At 62.7% G+C, this 6,074-nt stretch carries 4 protein-coding genes and 2 pseudogenes; all 6 read right to left on the bottom strand.

From position 1 onward, the window contains the following. Positions 1 to 126 precede the first annotated feature (126 nt). Positions 127 to 1,683, bottom strand: coding sequence for a DEAD/DEAH box helicase (locus WCZ84_RS13460; protein WP_372686789.1), 1,557 nt, complete (start codon positions 1,681 to 1,683; stop codon positions 127 to 129). Between the two features lie 354 nt (positions 1,684 to 2,037). Continuing rightward, positions 2,038 to 2,814 (bottom strand): uracil-DNA glycosylase, encoded by a 777-nt coding sequence (locus WCZ84_RS13455; protein ID WP_372686790.1) that lies wholly within the window; start codon positions 2,812 to 2,814, stop codon positions 2,038 to 2,040. 276 nt (positions 2,815 to 3,090) lie between these two features. Next, positions 3,091 to 3,378, bottom strand: a pseudogene (locus WCZ84_RS13450) (HIT family protein); the annotation flags it as partial. After that, positions 3,375 to 4,889, bottom strand: coding sequence for a polyphosphate:AMP phosphotransferase (gene pap / locus WCZ84_RS13445; protein ID WP_372686788.1), 1,515 nt, complete (start codon positions 4,887 to 4,889; stop codon positions 3,375 to 3,377). The gene pap and the pseudogene WCZ84_RS13450, both read right to left, overlap by 4 nt. A gap of 8 nt (positions 4,890 to 4,897) precedes the next feature. Next, positions 4,898 to 5,692 carry an indole-3-glycerol phosphate synthase TrpC gene (gene trpC / locus WCZ84_RS13440; protein ID WP_372686787.1) on the bottom strand — a complete coding sequence of 265 codons (795 nt, stop codon included), beginning with the start codon at positions 5,690 to 5,692 and terminating at the stop codon, positions 4,898 to 4,900. Beyond that, a pseudogene (gene trpD / locus WCZ84_RS13435) lies at positions 5,689 to 6,074 on the bottom strand (anthranilate phosphoribosyltransferase); the annotation flags it as partial. The gene trpC and the pseudogene trpD, both read right to left, overlap by 4 nt.

The raw sequence follows: 6,074 nt of genomic DNA, 5'->3' as shown, positions 1-6,074 counted from the left end.
GTGGCTGAGTGTGCCGCCGGCAGAAGGTGCACTGATGCTGCCCAAACCCGGGAATAGTCGGGCGGAGGCAACACTGGCAGCGGTACATGTGGCCGGCGTTTGCCAGCCACATGTACTATGCCATGTTCAGAAGCGGGCAGCGTCCCGTTGCGGGCGCTCGCTGTGGCGAGGTGATGCGCTGCGATCGCTGCGAGTGCTGGGGCGGCCAGACCTGCGGGCGCCGTCAGCCTGCGGCTTGCGGTCGCCGGCCCATTCGGTCTTGCGGCCAGGTTTCCATTCTGGCTTGCCTTCCCATTTACGGCCAGGCTGCCATTCGGTTTTACCCTCGGGCCGGCGATCGGATTTCCATTCAGGCTTGTTGCCGGGCTTCCATTCCGTTTTTTGGCCGGCCTTCCATTCGGGTTTCCCGTCGTGCTGGCGTTCGCCACCCGTCCAGGCGGGCTTATGTTCACCCTGAGGGCGGCCCTGGCCGTAGCCTTCGCGCCGGGCACCGCGGTATCCACCGCCACCGCTAGGGCGCTTGCTGAAGCCGCGTTGTGGCCGGCGTTGTGGTTCCAGGCCGGCGATTTCTTCCATGGGAATGCTGCGGCCGATGAAGTGCTCGATACGGCGGATCTTGTGGCGTTCCATGTGGGTGGCCAGCGTGTAGGCCTGGCCGTTGCGCCCGGCACGGCCAGTGCGGCCGATGCGATGGACGTAGTCTTCCGCCTGCATGGGCAGATCGTAGTTGAAGGCGTGGCTGATGCCTTGTACGTCGATACCACGGGCGGCCACGTCGGTAGCTACCAGAATGCGCAGCTTGCCGCGTTGCAGCAGGCCCAGGGTGCGGGTACGCTGGCGCTGGTTCATGTCGCCATGCAGCGCCGCAGCGGAATAGCCGTTCTCGGCCAGATAGTCGGCCAGATCATCCGCACCGCGCTTGGTGGACGTGAAGACGATGGCCTGGTCGAGGTCGCTGTCGCGCAGCAGGTGGTCCAGCAGGCGCAGTTTGTGCGAGCCGTCGTCGGCATACAGCAGCGTTTGCGCGATGTTCTCGTGGCGCTGCTTCTGGCCGGCCAGTTCAAGGCGGGCCGGGTTGCGCATCATGCGCCCGGCCAGTTGGGCCACGGTGCCGTCCAGCGTTGCCGAGAACAGCAGCGTCTGGCGTTCGGCCGGGATGCGCGCAATGATGGATTCGATCTCTTCGATGAAACCCATGTCCAGCATACGGTCGGCTTCGTCCAGGACCAGCGTGCGCACGGTGGACAAATTGACGCGCTTGGCCTGAAGGTGGTCGATAAGGCGTCCTGGTGTGGCAACCAGCACATCAACGCGGCGGGATAAGGCCTTGATCTGCGCGCCGTAAGGCATGCCGCCAACAACCGTGGCTATGCGCAGGCCGTTGATGCCGGCGCCGTAGATGCGGGTGGCGTCAGCCACTTGCAGGGCGAGTTCGCGGGTGGGTGTGAGGACCAGCACCTGCACCCCGCTGCCCTTGTTGGCGGGCAACTGGGCGATGCGGTTCAGAACGGGCAGCATGAATGCGGCGGTCTTGCCGCTGCCCGTCTGGGATGAAACCATCAGATCTTCTCCCGTCAGGGCGCGCGGAATGGCGGCTGCCTGGACGGGGGTGGGTTGGGTGAAGCCGGCACGGTCGAGCGCCGACAGCAGGGCCGGGTTGAGTCCCAGGGATTCGAAAGACATGTATACCTTTGCCGTTGGAGGCGGTGCATATGCGCAGATTCGCCGTATGGCGTGGGGATGCGCGGTTGAGTGGATCATCGTGCCGACCCAATCAACCATGATGCACGGGCACAGGACGGCCGCGCGGACGACAAGGTTCTGGAAGGTCAGGGTGCGATGGTGTGCGGCATATGCGTTATGCAATGGGCTTCTTCAAGCCGTTTTTTCAGGGGCGTAAGCCTTGAAAAGACTGCACCCATGCCGACACTAAGTAGAATGCAGTCCTCTAGTATATATGGAAAACCCTAGTATTCCTAGGCCAGCATTGAATTTATGCCGAGTTTCGCGGGCTTGTCGCGAATTTGCTGCAGGATACTAGACGATGTCCGGCCCCAGCCAGTCTATGGGGGGTTGCCCTTGGGCAGACAGCCAGGTGTTGGCCAGGGAAAAATGGCTGCATCCGATAAAGGGGCGTGGCGGTCGCAGGGCGGACAGCGGCGAAGGGTGGTTGGATCTAAGCACCTGGTGCGTCTGGCCGGCGGCGTCCAGCAGGCCCTGCTTGCTTTGGGCATGGTTGCCCCACAGCATGAATACCTTGGGCTGCGGGTCGCGGGCCACGGCCTGGATCAAGGCGTCGGTAACGGCTTCCCAACCCTTGCGCGCATGCGAGCCGGCGGCACCCTGTTCGACGCTCAAGCTGGTGTTGAGCAACAGTACCCCCTGGCGGCTCCAGTCGGAAAGGTCGTTATGGCGGCGCCTCGGGCGCTCAGGGTATTCGCGGGCCAGCTGGTTGAACATATTGCGCAGGCTGGGCGGGGCCGGGCAGCGGTCAGGTACAGAGAACGCCAGCCCTTGTGCCTGACCGGGGCCGTGGTAAGGATCCTGGCCCAGGATGACGACGCGGACGTCAGAGGGTGCCAATAGCTCAAGCGCGCGAAAGACACGTGCGGGGTAAATGACGGCGTCTTGTTGCAGGCGTTCGGCCAGGAACGAGTCTAGGCGTTGCAGGGCGGCTTTTGCTTCGGGTGTGTCCAGTGCTGTACGCCAGTCAGGATGTAGCGACGCCAGTTGCTGGCCGGGCAGCTCACGCAGACGATTATCCGTACCTTGAGCCGGAACGGCAGTGCTGTCCTGGCGTTCGCTTGCAGGCATGGCGGCCGCAGGGGATGGTGGGGTTCGCCGGCTTCCCGGGGTGGCCGTGTTGTGGTTTTCCCGCTTGCCGTCCCGGTCAGGGCTGGGTGAGCCGGCTGGATCAGCCACAGCGGAGTGTTCCAGACGGGTGCGCAGAGCGGCCGTGTACTCGCCCTGCAGCGCGTTGAGGATGCTGCTGCGCTCGCCCCACTGTCTGGCGGCGGCATCAGTGTGTGTGCGTTGGGGTGTCCAGACGCTGTCGGGAAACCAGGGGTCGTCCCGCCAGCGGGGGATGATGTGCCAGTGCAGGTGCGGTGTCATGTTGCCCAGCGAGGCCAGATTGACCTTGTCAGCCAGCAATACCTGGCGCTGCACGCTTTCCACCAGGAAGGTGGTCTGCATCAGGATATCGCGATCAGACGCGTCTAGATCGGTCATTTCCGCTTTGTGGGCCTGCCAGATCACGCGCGTATAGCCAGGTAAGCCGCCATCGTTCACGATGACCACGCGCAGCAGGCGGTTCTGCCATACCAGGCTGCCACCGTCTTCGGTGCATAGCGGGCAGGATGGGGGGGGCGTGTTCATTGTGCCAGCCTGGTATCGATGGCCTTCACGATTTGCTCCAGGACATACACGCGGGCGTGGCGCTTGTCGTTGGACGATACAACATGCCACGGCGCATAGCTGGTGTCCGTGAGGTCGAACATGTCATTGGCGGCCACCGTGTAGGCTGCCCATTTTTCACGGTTGCGCCAGTCTTCGGGCGTGATCTTGAACGATTTGAAGGGGGAGCGTTCCCGGTCACGGAAGCGTTCAAGCTGGACATCCTTGGTAATGGCCAGCCAGAATTTAAGCACCAGTATGCCGCTGTCGGTCAGCTGGCGTTCGAACTGGTTGATTTCCTGGTAGGCGCGGCGCCATTCCGCAGGCCGGGCGAAGCGCTCGACCCGTTCGACCAGCACCCGGCCATACCATGAACGGTCAAAGATGGTGAGTTCGCCCGGCGCAGGCAATTCGCGCCAGAAGCGCCATAGATAGGGCCGGGCGAGTTCTTCGGGGCTGGGGGCCGAGACAGGAACGGCACGGAACTGCCGGGCATCGAGCGCATGGGTGATGCGACGTATCGTACTGCCTTTGCCGGCGGCATCATGGCCTTCGAAGACCAGCACGACCGGCAGCTTCTCGAAGGCCTTGCTGCGCACTTGGCGGGCAAGCCGGCCGCGTAGATGGGCCAGTTGATCGTCGTATTCGTTTTCGGCCAGCTTCACCGAATAATCGACCTGGGTAAGGCGGCGCAGCCTTCTGCCGCCTTCCTGAGACGCGGACTCGCTGGAAGGGCGCCAGGGGCCGGTGGCGGCAAGGGCGCTGACCTTGTGGGGCGGGTCGTGCAGGGCCTGCAGAATACTGTCACCAGTGGCAATGGCCCGCATGCGCTCATCCGCACTGGGAATCACATGCCAGGGAGCCAGGGACGAGTCGGTGAGGTTGAGCATGGTGCCGGCCGCCCGGCGCACACGTTTGAAGTTCTTCGCGACCAGGCGGTCTTCAGGCCGCACCATCCAGGACGTTTCCGGGTCGCTGAGCAGCATGGCGGTACGCTCTTTCTGGGCATCTCGCGACAGGTGATACCAGAGCTTGAGAATCTGCACGCCATCGCGCACCAGCAGGGTCTCGAAATCGCAGATTGAAGACGCCAGACGTTCGATCTTGCCACGCTTGGGGTTCTTGCTGGCCAAGGCATCGAACAGGGGGGCGTACCAGGAGCCGAAAACGATGCCGGTACGGCCCTTGGCGGGCAACTGGCGCCAATAGCGCCACAAGAAGGGGTATTGCTGTGCCTCGTCAGAGGGGGGGCCAAAGGCCATCGTACGGATATGGCGTGCGTCCATCCACTCGTTGATGAGATTGACCGTACCGCCCTTGCCCACACCATCAATGCCCGCCACCACGATCAGCAGGCTGCGGTCGGCTTTTGCAAGCCGGTCATACTGGGCTTTGAGCAATGCGGCGCGCAGTTCGGCCTCCTGTGCCTTGGCCTCATCCTTGGGGATGGATGGGTCGCTTTCAGCGTCGGCGAAGCGCAGAGTGTCCGGCACGCCGCTGCTCATTCGGCAAAGAACAATTCATGCAGTGCGGCGCCAGGTTCGGGGGCACGCATGAAGGCTTCGCCCACCAGGAAGGCCTGAACGTCGTGATCGCGCATGAGCTTGACGTCTTCCCGGGTGAGGATGCCGCTTTCGGTGATGACGCGCTTGCCCTCGGGTATGAGAGGCAGCAGGTCCAGCGTGTTCTGCAGCGAAGTTTCGAATGTGCGCAGATTGCGGTTATTGATGCCCAGCAGCGTGGTTTCGAGTTCCAGCGCGATGTCGAGTTCGGCGCGGTCGTGAACTTCGACCAGGACATCCATGCCTAGTTCGATGGCCAGGGATTCGAACTCCTTGAGCTGTGTGGGGCTGAGCGCAGCGACGATGAGCAGCACGCAGTCGGCGCCGATGGCCCGGGCATGGATGATCTGATAAGGGTCTACCATGAAATCCTTGCGCAGCACGGGCAGCGCGCAGGCGGCGCGGGCCTGTCGCAGGTAATCATAGGAACCCTGGAAATACTGCACATCGGTCAGGACGGACAGGCAGGCCGCACCATGGGCGGCGTAGGACGAAGCGATTTCGGTGGGGTTGAAGTTGTCGCGGATCACCCCCTTGGATGGTGATGCCTTTTTCACTTCGGCAATGATGCCGGGCAAGCCTTTGGCGATCTTGTCTTCGATGGCCCGGGCGAAACCGCGCAAGTCCTTGCGGCTTTTGGCTTCACGCAGGAGGTCGGACTCGCTGCGCATCTGACGGGCTGTGGAGACCTCTACCTTCTTGGTTTCCAGTATCTTGGCGAGAATGTCGTTCATGCGGACAGCTTCCCTGTATAACTGCGGAATTCCTCGAATTTGGCCCGGGCGGCGCCGTTTTTCAGGCATTCGTATGCCGCTTTCAGGCCCTCGGCTATGGTGGCGGCCTGGTTGCCGGTGTATATGGCCAGACCCGCGTTCAAGGCAACGATATCACGGGCCGGGCCGTCGACGTTATCCAGGGCTTCCATGATGAGCGCTGCGGATGCTTCGCGGTCCGCGACTTTGATGCTGCGATTGGACACCATGGAAACGCCAAAATCTTCCGGGTGGATTTCGTATTCGGTGATGACCCCGTCCTTCAGTTCACCCACCAGAGTGGCGGCACCCAGCGAGCCTTCATCCATGCCGTCCTTGCCGTGCACGATCAGCACGTGGCGTG

The sequence above is a fragment of the Castellaniella sp. genome (assembly GCF_041675725.1).
Taxonomy (GTDB): domain Bacteria; phylum Pseudomonadota; class Gammaproteobacteria; order Burkholderiales; family Burkholderiaceae_B; genus Castellaniella.
The sequence above is the reverse complement of the archived record's forward strand: the minus strand, read 5'-3'. Positions and strand labels throughout refer to the sequence as shown.

Excerpts from the sequence above, each read along its gene's own strand:
- WCZ84_RS13455 (WP_372686790.1), bottom strand. The coding sequence starts at position 2,814 with ATGCCTGCAAGCGAACGCCAGGACAGCACTGCCGTTCCGGCTCAAGGT.
- WCZ84_RS13460 (WP_372686789.1), bottom strand. The coding sequence starts at position 1,683 with ATGTCTTTCGAATCCCTGGGACTCAACCCGGCCCTGCTGTCGGCGCTC.
- trpC (WP_372686787.1), bottom strand. The coding sequence starts at position 5,692 with ATGAACGACATTCTCGCCAAGATACTGGAAACCAAGAAGGTAGAGGTC.